The organism is Rhizobium sp. P1_C7, assembly GCF_056406295.1.
The window spans coordinates 109,279-127,349 of record NZ_JBFUAL010000005.1 but is presented as its reverse complement, the minus strand read 5'-3'; the positions used below and the strand labels follow the sequence as shown (position 1 = coordinate 127,349).

General features: G+C 59.9%; 19 protein-coding genes and 1 tRNA gene. 11 read left to right on the top strand and 9 right to left on the bottom strand.

Annotated features, from left to right (window positions below):
* Window positions 1–32: 32 nt before the first annotated feature.
* From mmsB to chvE, 3 genes are all read right to left on the bottom strand, one after another.
* On the bottom strand, window positions 33–1,244 hold the full coding sequence (gene mmsB, locus AC1D2R_RS09375; protein ID WP_477967008.1) for a multiple monosaccharide ABC transporter permease: 1,212 nt from the start codon (window positions 1,242–1,244) through the stop codon (window positions 33–35).
* Window positions 1,241–2,779 (bottom strand): multiple monosaccharide ABC transporter ATP-binding protein, encoded by a 1,539-nt coding sequence (mmsA, locus tag AC1D2R_RS09370; protein WP_477967007.1) that lies wholly within the window; start codon window positions 2,777–2,779, stop codon window positions 1,241–1,243. Before mmsA ends, mmsB begins: the two co-directional genes overlap by 4 nt.
* 98 nt (window positions 2,780–2,877) lie before the next feature.
* Entirely contained in the window at window positions 2,878–3,942 is a 1,065-nt protein-coding gene (gene chvE, locus AC1D2R_RS09365) for a multiple monosaccharide ABC transporter substrate-binding protein (protein WP_477967006.1), read from the bottom strand.
* Window positions 3,943–4,214: 272 nt separating this feature from the next.
* Here chvE and AC1D2R_RS09360 point away from each other — a divergent pair, with 272 nt between their 5' ends.
* A complete protein-coding gene (locus AC1D2R_RS09360) occupies window positions 4,215–5,222 on the top strand; it encodes a LysR family transcriptional regulator (RefSeq protein ID WP_477967005.1) in 1,008 nt (335 codons plus the stop codon).
* A gap of 55 nt (window positions 5,223–5,277) precedes the next feature.
* Window positions 5,278–5,745: a hypothetical protein gene (locus AC1D2R_RS09355; protein ID WP_477967004.1), complete on the top strand. Its 468-nt coding sequence runs from the start codon at window positions 5,278–5,280 to the stop codon at window positions 5,743–5,745.
* On the opposite strand, the gene AC1D2R_RS09350 is transcribed toward AC1D2R_RS09355, so the two are convergent.
* The gene (locus tag AC1D2R_RS09350) at window positions 5,746–6,000 is read right to left on the bottom strand and encodes a hypothetical protein (RefSeq protein WP_477967003.1); all 255 of its coding nucleotides are present in this window, start codon (window positions 5,998–6,000) and stop codon (window positions 5,746–5,748) included. It abuts the gene before it with no gap.
* Between the two features lie 153 nt (window positions 6,001–6,153).
* Here AC1D2R_RS09350 and iolG point away from each other — a divergent pair, with 153 nt between their 5' ends.
* Entirely contained in the window at window positions 6,154–7,146 is a 993-nt protein-coding gene (gene iolG, locus AC1D2R_RS09345) for an inositol 2-dehydrogenase (RefSeq protein WP_477967002.1), read from the top strand.
* A gap of 126 nt (window positions 7,147–7,272) precedes the next feature.
* On the opposite strand, the gene AC1D2R_RS09340 is transcribed toward iolG, so the two are convergent.
* Entirely contained in the window at window positions 7,273–8,496 is a 1,224-nt protein-coding gene (locus AC1D2R_RS09340; protein ID WP_477967001.1) for an ROK family transcriptional regulator, read from the bottom strand.
* 226 nt (window positions 8,497–8,722) lie between these two features.
* Here AC1D2R_RS09340 and xylF point away from each other — a divergent pair, with 226 nt between their 5' ends.
* The 4 genes from xylF (at window position 8,723) to AC1D2R_RS09320 (ending at window position 12,365) form a co-directional block, all read left to right on the top strand.
* Window positions 8,723–9,763: a D-xylose ABC transporter substrate-binding protein gene (xylF, locus tag AC1D2R_RS09335; protein ID WP_477966999.1), complete on the top strand. Its 1,041-nt coding sequence runs from the start codon at window positions 8,723–8,725 to the stop codon at window positions 9,761–9,763.
* Window positions 9,764–10,028: 265 nt separating this feature from the next.
* The gene (locus AC1D2R_RS09330; protein ID WP_477966997.1) at window positions 10,029–11,342 is read left to right on the top strand and encodes a sugar ABC transporter permease; all 1,314 of its coding nucleotides are present in this window, start codon (window positions 10,029–10,031) and stop codon (window positions 11,340–11,342) included.
* A 14-nt stretch (window positions 11,343–11,356) separates the two neighbouring features.
* Window positions 11,357–12,157 (top strand): ATP-binding cassette domain-containing protein, encoded by an 801-nt coding sequence (locus AC1D2R_RS09325; RefSeq protein WP_477966995.1) that lies wholly within the window; start codon window positions 11,357–11,359, stop codon window positions 12,155–12,157.
* Window positions 12,158–12,288: 131 nt separating this feature from the next.
* Window positions 12,289–12,365, top strand: a tRNA-Arg gene (locus tag AC1D2R_RS09320).
* 202 nt (window positions 12,366–12,567) lie between these two features.
* Here AC1D2R_RS09320 and AC1D2R_RS09315 read toward each other — a convergent pair.
* Both AC1D2R_RS09315 and AC1D2R_RS09310 read right to left on the bottom strand, forming a co-directional pair.
* Entirely contained in the window at window positions 12,568–12,759 is a 192-nt protein-coding gene (locus AC1D2R_RS09315) for a hypothetical protein (protein ID WP_477966993.1), read from the bottom strand.
* Between the two features lie 154 nt (window positions 12,760–12,913).
* Window positions 12,914–13,429, bottom strand: coding sequence for an isoprenylcysteine carboxylmethyltransferase family protein (locus AC1D2R_RS09310; protein WP_477966991.1), 516 nt, complete (start codon window positions 13,427–13,429; stop codon window positions 12,914–12,916).
* A gap of 322 nt (window positions 13,430–13,751) precedes the next feature.
* On the opposite strand from AC1D2R_RS09310, the gene AC1D2R_RS09305 reads away from it, so the two are divergent.
* On the top strand, window positions 13,752–13,883 hold the full coding sequence (locus tag AC1D2R_RS09305; RefSeq protein ID WP_477966989.1) for a hypothetical protein: 132 nt from the start codon (window positions 13,752–13,754) through the stop codon (window positions 13,881–13,883).
* Between the two features lie 442 nt (window positions 13,884–14,325).
* On the opposite strand, the gene AC1D2R_RS09300 is transcribed toward AC1D2R_RS09305, so the two are convergent.
* On the bottom strand, window positions 14,326–15,234 hold the full coding sequence (locus AC1D2R_RS09300; RefSeq protein WP_477966987.1) for an RNA polymerase sigma factor: 909 nt from the start codon (window positions 15,232–15,234) through the stop codon (window positions 14,326–14,328).
* Window positions 15,231–15,974, bottom strand: coding sequence for an SDR family NAD(P)-dependent oxidoreductase (locus AC1D2R_RS09295; protein ID WP_477966985.1), 744 nt, complete (start codon window positions 15,972–15,974; stop codon window positions 15,231–15,233). Before AC1D2R_RS09295 ends, AC1D2R_RS09300 begins: the two co-directional genes overlap by 4 nt.
* Before the next feature lie 487 nt (window positions 15,975–16,461).
* Between AC1D2R_RS09295 and AC1D2R_RS09290 the strand changes: the two genes are divergently transcribed.
* The 3 genes from AC1D2R_RS09290 (at window position 16,462) to AC1D2R_RS09280 (ending at window position 17,973) form a co-directional block, all read left to right on the top strand.
* Entirely contained in the window at window positions 16,462–16,791 is a 330-nt protein-coding gene (locus tag AC1D2R_RS09290; protein ID WP_477966983.1) for an SOS response-associated peptidase family protein, read from the top strand.
* A gap of 28 nt (window positions 16,792–16,819) precedes the next feature.
* Window positions 16,820–17,257, top strand: a complete 438-nt coding sequence (locus AC1D2R_RS09285; protein ID WP_477966981.1) for a VOC family protein — start codon at window positions 16,820–16,822, stop codon at window positions 17,255–17,257.
* 86 nt (window positions 17,258–17,343) lie between these two features.
* Entirely contained in the window at window positions 17,344–17,973 is a 630-nt protein-coding gene (locus tag AC1D2R_RS09280; RefSeq protein WP_477966980.1) for a hypothetical protein, read from the top strand.
* Window positions 17,974–18,071: the final 98 nt, after the last annotated feature.

The window sequence follows — 18,071 nt, the reverse complement described above, 5'->3', positions numbered from 1 at the left end:
ACGACGGCGAATGCGTGGCTGGCGCTTGGCGCCTAGCCCTTGTTCTTGTTGTAAACGTCGAAGAAGACCGCGGCGAGAAGCACCAGTCCCTTGACCATCTGCTGGAAATCGATGCCGAGGCCGACAATCGACATGCCATTGTTCATGACGCCCATGATGAACGCGCCGATGACCGCACCAGTGATTTTGCCAACGCCGCCGGATGCCGAAGCACCGCCGATGAAGCATGCTGCGATAACGTCGAGCTCGAAACCGACGCCGGCTTTCGGCGTTGCCGAATTCAGGCGGGCCGCGATGATCATGCCGGCGAGACCGGCAAGAACGCCCATGTTGACGAAAGTGAAGAAGCTGAGGCGCTCGGTATTGATACCGGAGAGCTTGGTGGCCTTTTCGTTGCCGCCCATCGCGTAGATGCGGCGTCCGATCGTGGTGCGACGCGTGACGAACGCGTAGGCCGCGATCAGCACAAGCATGACGACGAGAACGTTCGGCAGGCCCTTGTAGCTCGACAGCTGATAGCCGAGGAACAGGATCGCCAGCGAGAGAATGACGTTCTGCGCAATGAAAAAGCTCGTGGGCTCGACGTCGATGCCGTGGCTTTCGTTCACCTTGCGACGACGCCAGGCGAGATAGAACAGCACGGCGGGGATGATCAGGGTCAGGATCAGCGAAGTGGAATGTAGCGGAATGCCGCCGAAATCGATCATGTCTCCGGGCAGGAAACCCGTGCTGATGACCTGAAAGTCCTTCGGAAACGGGCCGATGTTCTTGCCGCCGAGCACGAACAGCGTCAGACCGCGGAAGACAAGCATGCCGGCGAGCGTCACGATGAAGGCCGGAATGCGGTGATACGCGATCCAGTATCCCTGTGCAGCGCCGATGGCACCACCGATGATCAGGCAGAGAATGCCCGCAAGTACGAAGTTCATCTGCCAGTTGACGGTCAGGATGGCCGCGACCGCGCCGACGAAGGCGACGATCGAACCGACCGAAAGGTCGATATGGCCGGCCACGATGACCAGCAGCATGCCGAGCGCCATGATGACGATGAACGAGTTCTGCAGAACGAGGTTCGTCAGGTTGACAGGCTTGAACAGGATGCCGCCCGTATAAAACTGGAAGAACACCATGATCGCGACCAGCGCGATAAGCATGCCGTATTCACGGATGTTGCTGCGGATGTAGTCCGTAACGGAAACGACGTTGCTTTCCTCGGTGGCAGCTGAAGGGTTGACCGGAGTCATTGTTTCTTCTCCCCTGAGCGCATGATAGCGCGCATGATGGTTTCTTGGCTCGCCTCTCCCTTTGGCAGTTCCGCAACGATACGTCCTTCATTCATGACGTAGATGCGGTCGCACGTACCAAGCAGTTCCGGCATTTCCGATGAGATCATCAGAACGCCCTTACCATCGGCGGCGAGCTGGTTGATGATAGTATAGATTTCGTATTTTGCACCGACATCAATACCGCGCGTGGGTTCGTCGAGGATCAAAATCTCCGGATCGGAGAACAGCCACTTGGACAACACCACTTTTTGCTGGTTTCCGCCCGAAAGATTGACGGTCTCCTGGAAGATGCTGGAGCTGCGGATACGCAGTTTCGTGCGATAATCCGATGCGATTTTGGATTCCTTGATACTGTCGATCACCGTTCCGCTCGAAACACCGGCAAGATTGGCGAGCGTCGTATTGTGGACGATGTTCTCGCCAAGCACGAGGCCAAGATGCTTGCGGTCTTCGGTGACATAGGCCAGGCCGGCGTCGATGGCCTTGCGGACGGTAGCCACATCGACCTTCTTGCCGTCCATGAACACGTCGCCGGTGATCTTGTGGCCGTAGGATTTACCGAACACGCTCATGGCGAATTCGGTGCGGCCGGCACCCATCAGGCCGGCGATGCCGACCACCTCGCCCTTGCGGACATTGATGTTGATGTCGTGCAGAACCTGGCGATCGCGATGATGCTGGTGGAAGGCGTTCCAGTTCTTCACCTCAAGGATCGTCTCGCCGATCGGCACGGAGCGCGGCGGATAACGATCGGCGAGTTCGCGACCCACCATGTTCTTGATGATGATGTCTTCGCTGATCTCTTCGGTATGACAGTCGAGCGTCTTGACCGTCATGCCATCGCGCAGAACCGTGATCTGGTCGGCGACCTTGCGCACTTCGTTGAGCTTGTGCGTGATGATGATCGACGTCAGACCCTGGTTGCGGAACTCGATCAGAAGATCGAGCAGCGCGTCGGAATCTTTTTCGTTGAGCGAAGCCGTCGGCTCGTCGAGGATCAAGAGCTTGACGCTCTTCGACAGCGCCTTGGCGATCTCGACCAGCTGCTGCTTGCCGACGCCGATGTCTGTCACGAGCGTCTCGGGAGACTCTTTCAGTCCGACCTTGCCAAGCAGCTGCTTGGTGCGGTTGAAGGCTTCCTGCCACTTGATGATGCCGTTCTGCGCGACTTCGTTGCCGAGGAAGATATTTTCGGCGATCGACAGAAGCGGCACGAGCGCCAGCTCCTGATGGATGATGACGATGCCGATCTCTTCAGAGTCCTTGAGGACCTTGAAGTTGCGGACGTCACCTTCATAGACGATATCGCCGTCATAGGTGCCGGCGGGGTAGACGCCGGAGAGAACTTTCATGAGGGTCGATTTGCCGGCCCCGTTTTCGCCCACCAATGCGTGGATTTCACCCTGCCGAACCTTGAGGTTCACATTCTCAAGCGCTTTTACGCCCGGGAACGTCTTGGTGATGTTCCGCATTTCGAGGATTGTATTGTCCATAGTCAATATCCAACGCCAGCAGCCGGAAACTCGGCGCGACGATCATAAAAGTGAAGACCGGAACCCGCAAGCAGCGGGTTCCGGCCAACTTGGAACAATTACTTCAGCTGGTCAGCCTTGTAGTAACCGCCTTCGACGAGGATCTTCTCGTAGTTGGTCTTGTCGACCGCTACCGGCGTCAGCAGGTAGGACGGGATGACCTTTACACCGTTGTCGTAGGTCTTGGTGTCGTTGACTTCAGGCTCTTTGCCTTCCATCAGCGCGTTGACCATGCCGACAGTAACCTTTGCGAGGTCACGGGTATCCTTGAAGATCGTGGAGTGCTGCTCGCCAGCGATGATCGACTTGACCGACGGAACTTCAGCGTCCTGACCGGAAACGACCGGGAGCGGCTGGTCCGGGGTGCCGTAGCCGACGCCCTTCAGCGACGAGATGATGCCGATGGACAGACCGTCGTAAGGCGACAGAACTGCATTGACCTTCGCGTCGGTGTAGTTAGCCGAGAGCAGGTTGTCCATACGAGCCTGGGCCGTTGCCGGGTCCCAACGCAGCGTACCGACCTTGTCCATGCCGGACTGGCCCGACTTCACGACGAGCTTGCCGCTGTCGATGTAAGGCTGCAGAACAGACATAGCGCCGTCGTAGAAGAAGAAGGCGTTGTTGTCGTCAGGCGAACCGCCGAAGAGCTCGATGTTGAACGGGCCCTTGCCATCCTTGAGGCCGAGGGCGTCAACGATGGAACCAGCCTGCAGAACACCAACCTTGAAGTTGTCGAACGTCGCGTAATAGTCGACGTTGCCCGAATCGCGGATCAGACGGTCATACGCGATGACCTTGATACCTGCGTCGTGGGCCTTCTGGAGAACGTCGGAAAGCGTCGTGCCGTCGATAGCAGCAATAACGAGAACCTTCGCGCCCTTCGTGACCATGTTCTCAATCTGAGACAGCTGGTTCGGAATATCGTCGTCAGCATACTGCAGGTCTGTGCTGTAACCAGCTTCCTGGAGCTGCTTGACGATGTTGTTGCCGTCGTCGATCCAGCGTGCGGACGACTTCGTAGGCATTGCAATACCGACAGTCCCCTTGTCGGCGGCAACCGCTGGCATTACGAACGACGCGACGCCGAAAGCAGCCGCAGCCATCAATGAGATAATGGATTTCATCTCTCTCTCCCTTGTTAATAAATCGGCGGGACGAAAAATCGCCCGCCCCGAAACTGTGGCAGGTTCCGTCTTGGATAATTACTTCAGATTGTGAGAAACGAAGTAGGTCTCCTCCACGCTCTCACACGTGTTGAGTGCCAACCAGCACACGGCGGCAAACTGGTATGGATTCCTATAACTGTCAAATAGAATAACTGGTAAAGTGCATAACAATTTTGGTATATCGTTAAAAAGTATTACTTTTGATGGAACGCAGTTGGGAGGCTGCAACCATGGCGTTTATTTTGGAACCTCCGGCGCTCGAAACCGTCGACATACGAACCGATACCCTGGGGGACGACGGCCTTCTAAGGGCGGGGCTTAAGCTGAATCACCTGCGCATGATTGTCGCAATCGAAGATAGCGGGCAGATTTCAGCCGCAGCGGAAGCGCTGAACATTTCACAGCCGGCTGCGTCGCGGATGCTGGCGGAAATGGAATCGATTCTGAAGACCCCGCTTTACGAGCGCGTCGCGCGGGGCGTCGTGCTGACGACCTTCGGCGCGGCTCTCGCAAGACGAGCGCGCAAGATCATGTTGGAACTGCGGGAGGTTAGCCGCGAAATCGGTGAACTGAAGTCCGGAAAGGGCGGCTCCGTGTTCATCGGCGCGGTGACCGCGCCGGCCATGAGCCTCGTCGTCCCGGCCATCAAGGAAGTGCGGACGGCCTTTCCCGGCATTGAGGTGAATATCCAGGTCGAGACGAGCAACGTGCTGGCGCGCGAACTGCTCGCCGCGCGGCACGACTTCATCATCAGCCGTATTCCCGACGACCTGAACCCGCGGTTGTTCGAGGTTCAGGAAATCGGCGTCGAGAGGGCCTGCCTGATCGTTCGCAGCGGTCACCCGCTTCTGAATAAGGCGTCCGCAAGCCTCGCCGACCTACCGCTTTATGATTGGGTGTTCCAGCCGCCCGGGACGCTCCTGCGGCGGACGATCGAGGATCTCTTCCTCACTCACAGTGTTCCGCTGCCTGAGAACATCGTCAATACCTCGTCGCTGCTGCTGACCTGTGCAATCATCTGTCAAACGGACGCCATTGCGCCGATCGCCATCGATGTCGCCCAGTTTCTGGCCACGCAGCAATCGAAGGCGGCAGACGTGCGGGTGCTGCCGATTGATTTCGAGATCAACGTCAGGCCCTACAGCCTGATTACGGCAAGGGAACGCGCTTTGCCTCCAAGCGCCCGGCTGCTCTACGATCTGGTCCTGGCCGAAAGCAAGAGGGGCCGCCCAGCCTGACAAGCTCGGCGCCATGTTGCGCGCATCTAATGCACGCAGTTGAAAGGAAGCGCCCATGCTGTTTGGCCAATCGGTATTCCAGTCCGTGCTCGACCGCTTGAAGGCGGACGACGACGATCGGAATGAGCATGACGTCCCGGCTTCCAGCCGCATTCACGGCTTCACGACCGGACTTGCCTTTAACGTGATGGAAGGAGTGTCGGTCGCGTCGGCGCAGCCCGGCCAGGCCTATCTCGACATCCTGGAATTCAATGTGCCGGCTGGGGAAGAGATCCCCCAGGCTCAGGCCGAGGCCGAGCCGGTCATGCCCGAGCATCTCTCCCGCATTGCCCCACAGGACGTTGCCGCCGAACTCTCCATCTCGGCGCGCGATACGGTTCAAAGCCTTGGCGAGAAACGCCGCGCCTTTGCAAAAAAGAATCATCCGGACGGCGTGGACATGCTGTTCCGCCAGAATGCCGCAAAGCGCATGACGATCGCGAACCTGCTGATCGATGAGGCGATCAAGCGGTTCGGTCGATGATCATTCCGCTTCTTTTCTGACATCCTGCTCTCCCGGCTCGCTCGTGGCCTCAGGCTCTGCCTGCAGCGGCGCCTGAGGCTTGTAGCTCCAGAACAGCATATAGATGGAATAGGCACCCGCGCCGGCCGCCAGCACCGCCCAGAATGGATCCCCCCTGGTGGCTTCCATCAATGCCCAGCCGAAGCAGACGGCGACGATCAGAATGCGCACCCAAATCGGGCGGTAGACCGGATGGTTTGGATCAATCAACTGCATGTCGTTCCCGCGTGTAAACCTGTCGCATGTCTTTAGGATGGTTTTCATAAATGTGAAAGGGCGGCGGGCTTGACGTCGAGCACAGAAAATGGAATGAAAATTCCACAATTATAGCAGTTCGGTTAATTCATTCCGAATTCAAGGGAGGTTCTCATGACAGTCAGATTTGGTCTTCTTGGCGCCGGCCGCATCGGCAAGGTCCACGCCAAGGCGGTCAGCGCCGACGCCAACGCCAAGCTGGTGGCCGTCGCCGACGCCTTCCCGCAGGCTGCCGATGCGATCGCATCGGCATACGGTTGCGAGGTCCGCACCATCGAGGCGATCGAGGCCGCCAAGGACATCGACGCCGTCGTCATCTGCACTCCGACTGATACCCATGCCGACCTGATCGAGCGCTTCGCTCGCGCCGGCAAGGCGATCTTCTGCGAAAAGCCCGTTGATCTCGACGTTGCCCGCGTCAACGCCTGCATCAAGGTGGTCGCCGAAGCCAAGGGCAAGCTGATGGTCGGCTTCAACCGCCGCTTCGACCCGCACTTCATGGCGGTGCGCAAGGCCATCGACGACGGCCGCATCGGTGACGTCGAAATGGTAACGATCACGTCGCGCGATCCGGGCGCCCCACCCGTCGACTACATCAAGCGTTCCGGCGGCATCTTCCGCGACATGACGATCCATGATTTCGATATGGCCCGCTTCCTGCTCGGTGAAGAGCCCGTCTCTGTGACGGCCACGGCAGCAGTCCTCGTCGACAAGGCCATCGGCGAAGCCGGCGACTACGACAGCGTCTCGGTGATCCTGCAGACCAAGTCGGGAAAGCAGGCGATCATCTCCAACTCGCGCCGCGCGACCTACGGCTACGACCAGCGAATAGAAGTGCACGGTTCCAAGGGCATGGTCGCCGCCGAGAACCAGCGCCCGGTCTCCATCGAGGTCGCCAACGGCGAAGGCTACACCAGGCCGCCTCTGCATGACTTTTTCATGACCCGCTACACGCAGGCCTACGCCAACGAGATCGCGAGTTTCATCGCGTCGATCGAGAAGGGCACTGCAATCTCGCCTTCGGGTGCCGACGGCCTTGCGGCGCTGGTGCTGGCGGACGCCGCCCTCCAATCCGTCAAGGAAGGCAAGCTCATCAAGATCGGCTGACGGCCCCTCTCCCGACCGAAAGCCGCACATGAGATGGCCGGGCATCTGCCCGGCCATTTCTCGTTGACCAACTCCATTGCACGCGGTTGATCGGAGACTTTCTTGCTCTGCCCAATGTCCGGGTGCTCAAATCGTCCCCTGTATGCCCGACAATACTATATCCTGGTCGATTACTGACAACGCTCTGTTCAGATGCCCTTCGAAGACGAGCATCTCCTCGTCCGCGACGACCCGGATTTCCGGCATTCCTTCCATCCGCACGGCATGCGACTGGCCGAGGCCTTCCTCGATCCCCTGGCGCAGGAGATCGTAGTAGCGCGTTCCGGGACCGGTGATTGCGATCGGCATGCGCTCCGTCAGGCTCAGCAAGCGCGAAAGCCCATTGCCGAGCGCCACACCCGCCTGCCGGAAGGCGAACGTCGGCATGCGATGCCCCTGACGCGCCTTGACGGCAATCTTGTCGAGTTCGGCGATCGGCACGAACGTGGCCGGGATCGTATCGAGTGGGACCTCGAAGGCCATTCGGAGAATGGCATAGAAACCCGCATAGGCCTCGATGCACCCCTTGCTGCCGCAGCGACACAGGCCGCCGTTCGCCATATGCAGCATGTGCCCGAAATTGGGCGCCGAGATTTCGCGCTCTCCCGGCGCCGTCCGCTTGACGATGCCAAGTCCGATGCTGTGGCCGAGAGACAAGGCAGCGAGCGAGCGAAAGTCCGCGCCTTTCCGATTCTCTTCATGGGCACCTAGTGCAGCAGCAACGAGCAGGGTCTCGTTATCCAGGACGATCTTTGCCTGCCAATCTGGTCGCAACGCCGAACCGAAGTCGATCTGGTCGTTGCCGAAGATCGGCGACCAGAGGAGCACGGGTTCGGTCGAATTCACCAGCCCCTTGCTGCTGATCGATATGAGCAGGACCTTTTGCTGCACTATCCGTGAACGGGCAAGCAGCCGCACCAGGCCCGCTCGGACCGAAGCCACGAAGCGCTCCGCACCGGCCGGATCGTGCGATCGATCCTCGCTGAACCGGTCGATCAGTTTCCCCGCATAATCGACGAGCGAGTACTGGACACCGTTCGAGGAAATGATCACCACGATCAGGTAGCCGCAATCGCGCCGCTGCCGAAACAGCACCCGCGGCCGCCCCCGACCGCCTGCCGCCTGATGCTCGGATTTCTCGATGATCTGCGCCTTCTCCAGATCGGCGGTGATGGCCGAAATGGTAGCAGACGAAAGCTTTGTGAAATCCGAAATCTCCGTATGCGCAAGCGCGCCGTGCCGTCGAAGCGAGGCGAGCACCAGCACACTGTTACGCTGCCGGACCAACTCCGTGCTCGACTTGGTCAGCATGTATGCCCGCCTCTCCCCCTCGCATTCCGCCCTCCTTCACACTCCATCTCCAACAACCTTTCCACGATGGAAATTAAGCCGGTAGTGCAGTGTTGACAGTTGAAAAAATCTCTGACACTTAATTTCTCGACTGTCGAGAAAATAATTCAAACCTTCTCGACAGCAAACCGCGGCGGTCGGAGGAACCACTGGCTGGGGCTGGCCGCAATCCATTCGGGAGGATAATATGAAGTCAATTTTGAAGCTGATGGCCGGTGCTGCCATCCTTGTGACGGTACACACCGCTGCCATGGCTGCTGACCTCGTCGTCGGCGTTTCCTGGTCCAACTTCCAGGAAGAACGCTGGAAGACCGACGAAGCTGCCATCAAGAAGGCACTGGAAGCCAAGGGCGCAAAATACATCTCCGCCGACGCACAATCGTCTGCCGCAAAGCAGCTGACGGACGTTGAATCCCTGATTTCTCAGGGCGCGAACGCTCTCATCATCCTCGCTCAGGACTCGGACGCAATCGGCCCGGCGATTGAAAAGGCTGCTGCTGAAGGCATCCCGGTTGTCGGCTACGACCGCCTGATCGAAAACCCGGCTGCGTTCTACCTGACCTTCGACAACAAGGAAGTCGGCCGCATGCAGGCACAGGGCGTTTTCAACGTCAAGCCGGAAGGCAACTACGTCTTCATCAAGGGTTCGTCGTCCGACCCGAATGCTGACTTCCTCTTCGCAGGTGCGATGGAAGTCCTGAAGCCCGCCATCGACGCCGGCAAGATCAAGAACGTCGGCGAAGCCTACACCGACGGCTGGCTGCCTGAAAACGCGCAGCGCAACATGGAACAGTTCCTGACCGCGAACAACAACAAGGTTGACGCCGTTGTTGCCGCCAACGACGGCACTGCCGGTGGCGCGATCGCCGCTCTCGACGCACAGGGCCTCGCCGGCTCCGTGCCTGTTTCCGGTCAGGACGCCGACAAGGCAGCTCTGAACCGCGTCGCGCTCGGCACGCAGACGGTTTCCGTCTGGAAAGACTCGCGTGAGCTCGGCAAGCGCGCTGCCGAAATCGCTCTCGATCTGGCGGGTGGCAAGAAAATGAGCGAAGTCGAAGGCGTTCAGACCTTTAAGGGCGGCGCCAAGGGCGTAGCCATGGAATCGGTCTTCCTCAAGCCGCTTCCGATCACCAAGGACAACCTGAACGTCGTCATCGACGCGGGCTGGATCTCCAAGGCTGAAGCCTGCCAGGGCGTCAAGGCCGGCAGCACCAAGGCTTGCGACTAACAGCAAGCCGCAAGGCAAAAATCACCGGCGCCGCAGCGGTCAGCACCGTTGCGGCGCCGGACGCGGATTTGAACTATCAACCGATGGTTTCTCCGCCTCATCGCACCATCGCGTACTTTGATTCCCTGCCGGTATCGTGTCGCGGGACCCGAGCGACCGAAATTCCGGAAGCACGGCGATGGTCAGTACAAGAACAGGACGCTAAGCGGGCAACGGTTTGACGGTGTCCGGCAGCAAGTCCAAACAGTGGGGGAACGGCAAACCCATGGCCGAAATGGTAAAATCCACAACTTCAAGCGGACCGAGCGTGGCCGAGGGCAGTGCTATCAGCCGCTTCTTCCGCGCCACCGAAATCGATACGCGCCTTCTTGGCATGATTGGCGCGCTCGTCCTGATCTGGATCGGTTTTCACTTCATCACCGGCGGTCTGTTTCTCACGCCGCGCAACCTCTGGAACCTGTCGGTCCAGACGACCGATATCGCGATCATGACAACCGGCATGGTGCTCATCATCGTGACCCGCAACATTGACCTGTCGGTCGGCTCCGTGCTTGGCCTCTGCGGCATGATCATGGGCGTGACGCAGGCCAAGATCCTGCCGGGGATAGTCGGTTTTGACAGCCAGTTCACCTGGATCATCACCCTCTTGGTCGGCATCCTGGCCGGCGCGCTGATCGGCGGCTTTCAGGGCCTCATCATCGCCTTCCTCAACGTTCCCTCGTTCATCGTGACGCTCGGCGGCCTGCTCGTCTGGCGTGGCGCCACCTGGCTGGTCACCAGCGGCCAGACGGTCGCTCCGATGGATCAGACCTTCCGAATCATGGGCGGCGGCGCCGAAGGCTCAATCGGTGCGACCTGGAGCTGGATCGTCGGCATCATCGCCTGCCTGTTCGTCATCGGCAGCATCATCAACTCCCGCCGCCAGCGCAAGCGCTTCGGCTTCCCGCGCCGTCCGCTCTGGGCGGAGTATTTCCTCTCCGCCCTGTCCTGCGTGCTCATCCTCGGAGCGGTCTGGATCGCCAACAGCTACTACTGGCCGATCAACATCGCCAAGAAATACGCCGAAACGAACAACATCCCCTGGCCTGAAGCCGGCCTTGAGATCCCATACGGCATTGCTGTTCCGGTTCTGATCGCGATCATCACCGGCATCATCATGACGTTCATCGCCACCCGCCTGCGCTTCGGCCGCTACGTCTTCGCCATCGGCGGCAATCCGGAAGCAGCTGAGCTCGCCGGCATCAAGACCCGCTGGGTGACCGTCCGCATCTTCGCCCTGATGGGCATCCTGGCGGCGATTGCCGCGGCCATCTCGACGGCACGTCTCAACGCCGCCACCAATTCCCAGGGCACACTTGACGAACTTTATACGATCGCTGCAGCCGTTATCGGCGGCACGTCGCTTGCGGGCGGCACCGGCACGATTGCCGGCGCCATGCTCGGCGCGCTCGTGATGCAGTCACTCCAGTCGGGCATGGTGCTGGCCCACGTCGACACGCCGCTGCAAAGCGTCGTTGTCGGCGCGGTCCTCGTCGTTGCCGTCTGGCTCGACACCGTCTATCGCTCGCGTGCCAAGTAAGAGGAGTCCGAAACATGACTGATCAACGCACTCCCCAAAGCAAGAACACGCCTCTTGTCGAGCTGAAGAATATCTCGATCTCCTTCGGTGGCATACATGCCGTCGACAACGCCTCCGTCGACCTCTACCCCGGCGAAGTCGTCGCCCTTCTCGGCCATAACGGCGCCGGCAAGTCGACGCTGATCAAGATCCTCTCCGGCGCCTACAAGCGCGACAGCGGCGAGATCCTGATCGAAGGCGAACCGGCCGACATCCGCAATCCGCGTGATGCCAAGAAATACGGCATCGAGACGATCTACCAGACGCTCGCCGTCGCCGACAATGTCGACGCCGCGGCCAACCTTTACCTCGGCCGCGAGCTGAAAACGAAGTGGGGCACGCTCGACGACGTCGCCATGGAGGCTTCCGCCCGCGAGGTGATGGGACGCCTGAACCCGAACTTCCGCCGCTTCAAGGAGCCGGTGAAGGCGCTTTCCGGCGGCCAGCGCCAATCGGTGGCGATCGCCCGCGCGATCCTCTTCAACGCCCGCATCCTGATCATGGACGAGCCGACGGCCGCCCTTGGTCCGCAGGAAACGGCCCAGGTTGGCGAGCTCATCAAGCAGCTGAAGAAGGAAGGCATCGGCATCTTCCTCATCAGCCACGATATCCACGACGTCTTCGACCTCGCCGACCGAGTCTCCGTCATGAAGAACGGCCAGGTCGTCGGCCACGCTCGCACCGAAGACGTCACCAAGGACGAGGTCCTGGGCATGATCATCCTCGGAAAGGTACCGCCCAAAGCCATCCCCGGCCCCGGCGCCATGCAGGTTTGAACGCGCAGAACGAGAACAATAAGTCCGCCGTTTGCAAGAACGGCGGACTTTTCGATTTTGGACATTGATGCTGAGAGAAAGCTAGGCTAAGAACCACGCATCGGACAGGCGATTCAAATCGCTTCAGGCATGCACCCGTAGCTCAGCTGGATAGAGTGTTGGATTCCGATTCCAAAGGTCACAGGTTCGAATCCTGTCGGGTGCGCCACAATCTTCATCCGGATCGCCACAAAAGCGTGGACTGGATACCACTAAGCGTGGACTGTGAACCCATAAGCGTGGATTCAGGAAACTAATATATAACAGAATCCCCTTGGCACGGGCTTCTGGACCATGAACCTTCCTCCATCGCACCCTGAGCCCAGCCAGGTCTTCGACAGGCTTGTCCTGATCGGAAGGCATGTCAGCGTTTACTTCCGCTGAGCATCCCCCGACTGACCAGATGTCTCTGACGACGCCACCATTTTCACATTGCCCTTGATTTCGAGACCGTCGTAGGTCCCCGGCTTCAGCGTCACGGCATATCCTTCGGGAGGTTTGTTTGGTGTCTTGCCCGTACCATTGCAGGTGCCGCCCCGCCGCCGCCAAAGTTCTGTCCGCATCCGGACAGATCCACCGCTTGTCCGGCTGTCGGCATTGTCTTGCGCTTGAACGGATCGATGGCCACAGAGCTTCCTTCGCGCGGTTGCCCGCACGCAAGAGTAGTGCTGCTTGGCGACGGTTGCCAGTCTTGCCGGAATGTGGGCGGTGGCAGTCTCACCAGACGAGCGGAATCAGGCGCCAGCGCACGCGGCGGCCCCACCACGAGCCGAGCACGAGCGACGTCCCAGCGATGTAGAAAAGCGCGCCGAAATACATCGGGTGGCGGACGATGGCATAAGGCCTGTCGTGATGACCGCCTGCCCGCGGTCCCTTTGTATTTTCACGACCGGCGCCGCGAAGCTGTTCGTGCGCATGGTCCAGTATATGAGCAAAATCGCCGCCAGGAGTAAGCCACATCCTGCCCACTGCACGGAAGGTGGCATTATCGACCAGGGCCAGCTTGTCCGCGAGCGGTTGGTCCCTTTGCACGGGCGGCTTCAGGCGCTCTTGAAGCAAGCCGGGATCGACGCGCGCCATGTGCAACCCAAATACAACTGAGATGGCGATCATCACGCCCAGATAGAGCCACCCGCCGGTGTAGTCTATCGTTCCTGCAACACCGAAGATGATCGCGCCCATGAGCCCGAACCAGACGATTGTCTGGGCAAGAAGATTAAGAACGAGGCCCATTTCATGCTTCTCCCGATTGAAGCAAAAGCGCGCGCTTCGTACCTGGCGCATGATGGCGGCGCGACAGCGTGGAGCTCTCCAGCAACCGACCATGGGTGCGCTGCCCTTGCCGATCCCAAGATCCTCGGTGATCTGGTCGAGGCCGACGGAATTAGGACAGAGAAGCAGACGCCCATAGAGCCGGGCGGCGACGGGTGGTACGCCTCATAGCACGAGCAGCCGAGCCACGTCCTCCACGAGGCGCCGCTCGTCCTCGCCCACCTTGTTTTATATATTGGGCATATAACGGGCCGGCGGCAAGCGCGAGCCCAGGATGAGGCCCATGCTTCCATATCTTGTTGCCGCGATCATCGTTATTGGGCTGCCTACACTCTACGTCGCGATGCGCCGCGAGTGCCGCAAATTCCTTGCCGGCGCGTTCTTAGTCAGCAGCGGGATGCAATTCTACTTTTAGTCGGCGAAGATCCCGATCCCGCTGATGTGGACCAGCGCGGTCCAGTCGCCTGAGCTCAACGCCGTGCGTGGCACGGTCCACTTTGTGCTCTTTCTTATCTGTCTGTATTTCGAATGGTTCTTCCCTGGCAGGCGCCGCGCGGATCAGGCCGGCAGGACGCCATCGTTGCAGCGGCGGCGCTGGAGAGCCTGCACTGCCACTTCAAAAACCCGAGAAAAGTGCGGTATAAGGCAGTCCAGAAGGACCCGCCACTGTTCCGCGTTCCCGCCAAGGAGTGATCGGTCTGAGCCGACCGACCACTCCTTGGCGGGAAGCGGCACCTTTGGGACTGTTAGCGTCGACCGAGGCAATCATATCGAAGGGTGGGGCCGGACCCCTGGAAAGCGCAGACAGCCAATGACCGCAATTGGACTTCGAGAAAGCGCGTCTTAATCAATGTAGGTCACCGTGATGCGGCCAGCATTACGTCCGCACCGTCCATGACATATGTCGCATAGCGATGGTCGCGGATCAGCGTTATCTTTTGCCCCAGCCATTCGAGCAGCATGAAATATGAAGGACCGCCCGACGGTTCGGCTGATACCAGCAATATTTCCCGGCCTTCCAGCCAAGCCGGTTCGATCCTGACCGGGGGATACTCGGCATAAAAGGTGAAAAATCGACCGACATTGGCGGCGTCAGAGATTTCCGGCCGGCGCGCTTGACGAAGCCGAACATCCTGCGCCAGCGTGCGACGCAAAGCGTCCCAGTCTCGGGCGTTGAAGAGCGCTGCAAAGTTCAGGACCTCGGGACTCGGCGGTGGCGGAACCTCGGACCGCACGTCGGACATGGCGCGCAATCTCGCCCGACCGCGCGACAGATGGGCCTTGACGGCATCGACACTCAGTTCCAGCAGCGCTGCGATGTCCGCAAGTGACTCTCCCAACACATCCTTGAGGATCACCGCGCTGCGTTGCGGCACCGGCAATTCTGCAAAGTGGCCCAGGGCGACCCGCACCGCGTCCTGCTGGATCAGCGCGTCCTCCGGGCCGACGGCGCTGATATCGGCCAGATCGAAAGCCATCTCAAGAGGCTCCGATCGGCGCGTACTGCGCTGGCGCAGGGCATCTATGGCTCGATTGTGGACAATGCGAAATAGCCAGGGTCGCAGCGGCGTACCCGGCGGGATCGAGCCAGCCGTCGCAAATACCCTGGCAAACGCGTCCTGAATCACATCCTCGCCGTCGATCACCGAACCCACCAGACGAGCAGCATAGCGGTGCAGTTCGGGGCGAAGCGCGTCCGCTTCCCTGGCCAGGGCTGCGAGCAGAGTTTTCCTCTCTTCGTCTTCGAGAGCAGCGTCTTCTGTCATTCGATGACCGTCACACCCGTATCCCCACGCACCGCGTAGACCATGGCGTCGGCGAGGCCTGTCCTGCCGATCAGGTCGGCGACCATATCGCCAAAAGCCCGCGGCGTCATGTCCGGCCAGGTGGCAGCCTGTTCGGCAAATGTCCGACCCGCCGCCGCGGCATAGGCCGCGATGCCGGTATCGCCCACCCCGGTTCCGGCGAAGATCTGCCGGGGAACGATGACCCGGAAGCGCAGACCCAGGCCAAGTTCCGCCGACAGGCTCTCGGCATATTTTGCAATGAACCACTGCGCGCGCTTGGCTCCCGCATAACCGCCCGATAGCGGCGACCCCTGCACGGCGGCCCCGCTGGAGACCAGGACGACAAGCCCGCCTGGCGTCATCGGCAACGTCAGAGCAGCCTGTACCCAGTGCAGCGCGGCCTTGACGTCCACATTCCAATTGGTCGTGAATGCCTCCCAGCCAATCCGGTCGATCCGTTCCATGGGCGGTTCCGCACCGGCATTCATGATGACGAGATCGGGTCGCGTCTGCTCCATGATCCGCCATGCCGCGTCGACATCGGTTGCATCAGCCGATATGGCGGTGACGGCCGGTTGCTCGCCTGGCCCCTGCACGGCAACCGCGTTTCGGGCTACCACGGTGACGTCGGCCGCGCGAACCACAAATGCCTCGGCGAGCCCCCTCCCCAAGCCGCGGCTGCCGCCGACAACCACGATTCGCTTTCCTTCCAGATCCATCTCTCAGTCCTCATTTGGGTGGAGTCCGACCGCTCGACGACGGTCGCAACAACGCGACGTTCCAACGAGGTGAAAAGAGTCATCGCCATCTGCGATTTGTGGGGGCCAGCGTCTAAAAGTCTGACTCGACCGAAATTCGACCGTGATCGATTTCGGCCTAGAACGGATCAACACGGACCAGCGAGTACGGCTTGATCCTGCGAGGCCCACTTCGTGGACAGACACAGGGGAGGTCTTATCTTCGTGGCTTTGGTGATGTCCCAGAACGGCAGAGAACGGCAACTTTGAGCCGCAAAGCTGCCGTCGCTCTCCCCTATGCTGGTGGCAATTGCTACCGGAGAGCGTATGTTTGCGGCATTATGGAGCAAGTGTTGAATTGAAGTGGCGGCCGCTCTCGTCGAGCTTGCCGACAACCACATGCTTCCGTGCTTGCCAACCGAGATCTCGCGCGCGATCTTGCGGGTCCTCAGGAAGTAGGAGATCGCTGATGTACGCTAGGTGCACGTTCGAGCATGAATGGCCAGCTTTCATCGATCTTTACGATCTCCGCTGGCACGAGGAACGCGGCCGCAACACGTCGGCACGGTTCAACATCTCGCCGACGCAGGACGACCTGATGGTGCACAACGACGCCGTAGGCAAACAGGTGGCCGAGACCGCGAGATGGTGGCTAGTCCCCTTCTGGGCGAAGGAGTTGCCCAAGGCGGCGATGTTCAACTCACGCATCGAGACGGTGACCACGGGTCTCGTGTCGGAGTTCGCTCGTGCCGCAAACAGCTTGCCGAAGGACCGATGGCTCATCCACGTCCTAGAATAAAGTTGCAACCAAGACCGGAGGATGGAGAGTGGCGCTCAAGCGGATGGACAACATCGGGATCGTCGTCGAAGACCTCGGGCTGACGATAGCCTTCTTTGAGGAACTGGGCCTCGAACTTGAGGGCCGTGCGACGATCGACGGCGAATGGGCTGGTCGCGTCACTGCCCTGGGCGATCAGCACGTCGAAATTGCCATGATGCGCACCCCGGACGGCCGCAGCCGACTGGAGCTTTCGCGCTTCCTCAGACCTGAAGTCATCGCCGATCATCGGAACGCACCAGTGAACGCCCTTGGATATCTGCGGGCCATGTTCACGGTGGACGACGTCGAGGAAGCGGTTGAGAGACTGCGCGGGCATGGTGCCAAGCTCGTCGGCGAGGTGGTCAGATATAAGGATGCCTACAAGCTTTGCTACATCCGTGGACCCGAAGGTCTTCTGATCGGCCTTGCCGAGGAACTCGGGTAGTTCGCGAGGGCTATTCCTCGTTTCGTGGCTTCTCTAGGTCGAATTAACTCGTTGACGTGGAAGGGCGCCCATCCCATCTACGCGTCATGCCGAAACACGAAAAGAACGACGTAGAGCTCATCAGGACATGGACGTTGTCACCGGCGGCAACCATGGGATCGGCAGTGCGGGCAAAAGGAATTCTCCAAGAACTTCAATCGCGAGTTCCTGCCGCCTCGAACAAGTCGCTCGCTCTCGACGGCAGCGACGTCATCCTCGCCATGCCTGCCAGCGAGAAAGCCGTTTTCAACGCGGCGGCCACTGTCGTCGCAAAGGCGATGGAGGACGTCGAAACCCTTCCCGTCATTCCGCGGGAGATTCAGGACATCCTCACGATCAAGGTCGGCGAAAGGCACCGCTGGCTAGCGGACGGCCGCCTGCCGAGTCCAGGAACTCGGACCGTAAGGCTGAACGGCCGCGCCTGGAGGATCACTTTTCATGTCTTCGATCCGAAGCTGGTCGCGGACCTGCTTGACCGCGGGGCCGTAGACCAATGGCGGGAGGAAGATGCAGAAGCCAAGGCGGAGAACCGTCGGAAGGCGGCGTACAAGGCAAAGCTGACGCGTTCATTGAAGAAGGCCGACAAGGCGAAGAAGGCCAGTGGTGTTACGTCGGACGAACCAACGTCGCAGCTCCGCGGCTGGGATGAGTTCGATAGCGATGGACTTCTTCGCTAGGGCTTCGTCCTGGATGTCGTAACGATCTATAAGGCAGTCGGTATGCACGTCTTGAAACGAACACATTGCTCGTCTATCTAATCGTCATCGGCGTTGCT

Bases quoted from the DNA above. Each gene is read 5' to 3' on its own strand.
- mmsB (WP_477967008.1), bottom strand. From the start codon at position 1,244: ATGACTCCGGTCAACCCTTCAGCTGCCACCGAGGAAAGCAACGTCGTT.
- mmsA (WP_477967007.1), bottom strand. From the start codon at position 2,779: ATGGACAATACAATCCTCGAAATGCGGAACATCACCAAGACGTTCCCG.
- chvE (WP_477967006.1), bottom strand. From the start codon at position 3,942: ATGAAATCCATTATCTCATTGATGGCTGCGGCTGCTTTCGGCGTCGCG.
- AC1D2R_RS09360 (WP_477967005.1), top strand. From the start codon at position 4,215: ATGGCGTTTATTTTGGAACCTCCGGCGCTCGAAACCGTCGACATACGA.
- AC1D2R_RS09355 (WP_477967004.1), top strand. From the start codon at position 5,278: ATGCTGTTTGGCCAATCGGTATTCCAGTCCGTGCTCGACCGCTTGAAG.
- AC1D2R_RS09350 (WP_477967003.1), bottom strand. From the start codon at position 6,000: ATGCAGTTGATTGATCCAAACCATCCGGTCTACCGCCCGATTTGGGTG.
- iolG (WP_477967002.1), top strand. From the start codon at position 6,154: ATGACAGTCAGATTTGGTCTTCTTGGCGCCGGCCGCATCGGCAAGGTC.
- AC1D2R_RS09340 (WP_477967001.1), bottom strand. From the start codon at position 8,496: ATGCTGACCAAGTCGAGCACGGAGTTGGTCCGGCAGCGTAACAGTGTG.
- xylF (WP_477966999.1), top strand. From the start codon at position 8,723: ATGAAGTCAATTTTGAAGCTGATGGCCGGTGCTGCCATCCTTGTGACG.
- AC1D2R_RS09330 (WP_477966997.1), top strand. From the start codon at position 10,029: ATGGCCGAAATGGTAAAATCCACAACTTCAAGCGGACCGAGCGTGGCC.
- AC1D2R_RS09325 (WP_477966995.1), top strand. From the start codon at position 11,357: ATGACTGATCAACGCACTCCCCAAAGCAAGAACACGCCTCTTGTCGAG.
- AC1D2R_RS09315 (WP_477966993.1), bottom strand. From the start codon at position 12,759: ATGCGGACAGAACTTTGGCGGCGGCGGGGCGGCACCTGCAATGGTACG.
- AC1D2R_RS09310 (WP_477966991.1), bottom strand. From the start codon at position 13,429: ATGGGCCTCGTTCTTAATCTTCTTGCCCAGACAATCGTCTGGTTCGGG.
- AC1D2R_RS09305 (WP_477966989.1), top strand. From the start codon at position 13,752: ATGCTTCCATATCTTGTTGCCGCGATCATCGTTATTGGGCTGCCTACA.
- AC1D2R_RS09300 (WP_477966987.1), bottom strand. From the start codon at position 15,234: ATGACAGAAGACGCTGCTCTCGAAGACGAAGAGAGGAAAACTCTGCTC.
- AC1D2R_RS09295 (WP_477966985.1), bottom strand. From the start codon at position 15,974: ATGGATCTGGAAGGAAAGCGAATCGTGGTTGTCGGCGGCAGCCGCGGC.
- AC1D2R_RS09290 (WP_477966983.1), top strand. From the start codon at position 16,462: ATGTACGCTAGGTGCACGTTCGAGCATGAATGGCCAGCTTTCATCGAT.
- AC1D2R_RS09280 (WP_477966980.1), top strand. From the start codon at position 17,344: ATGCCGAAACACGAAAAGAACGACGTAGAGCTCATCAGGACATGGACG.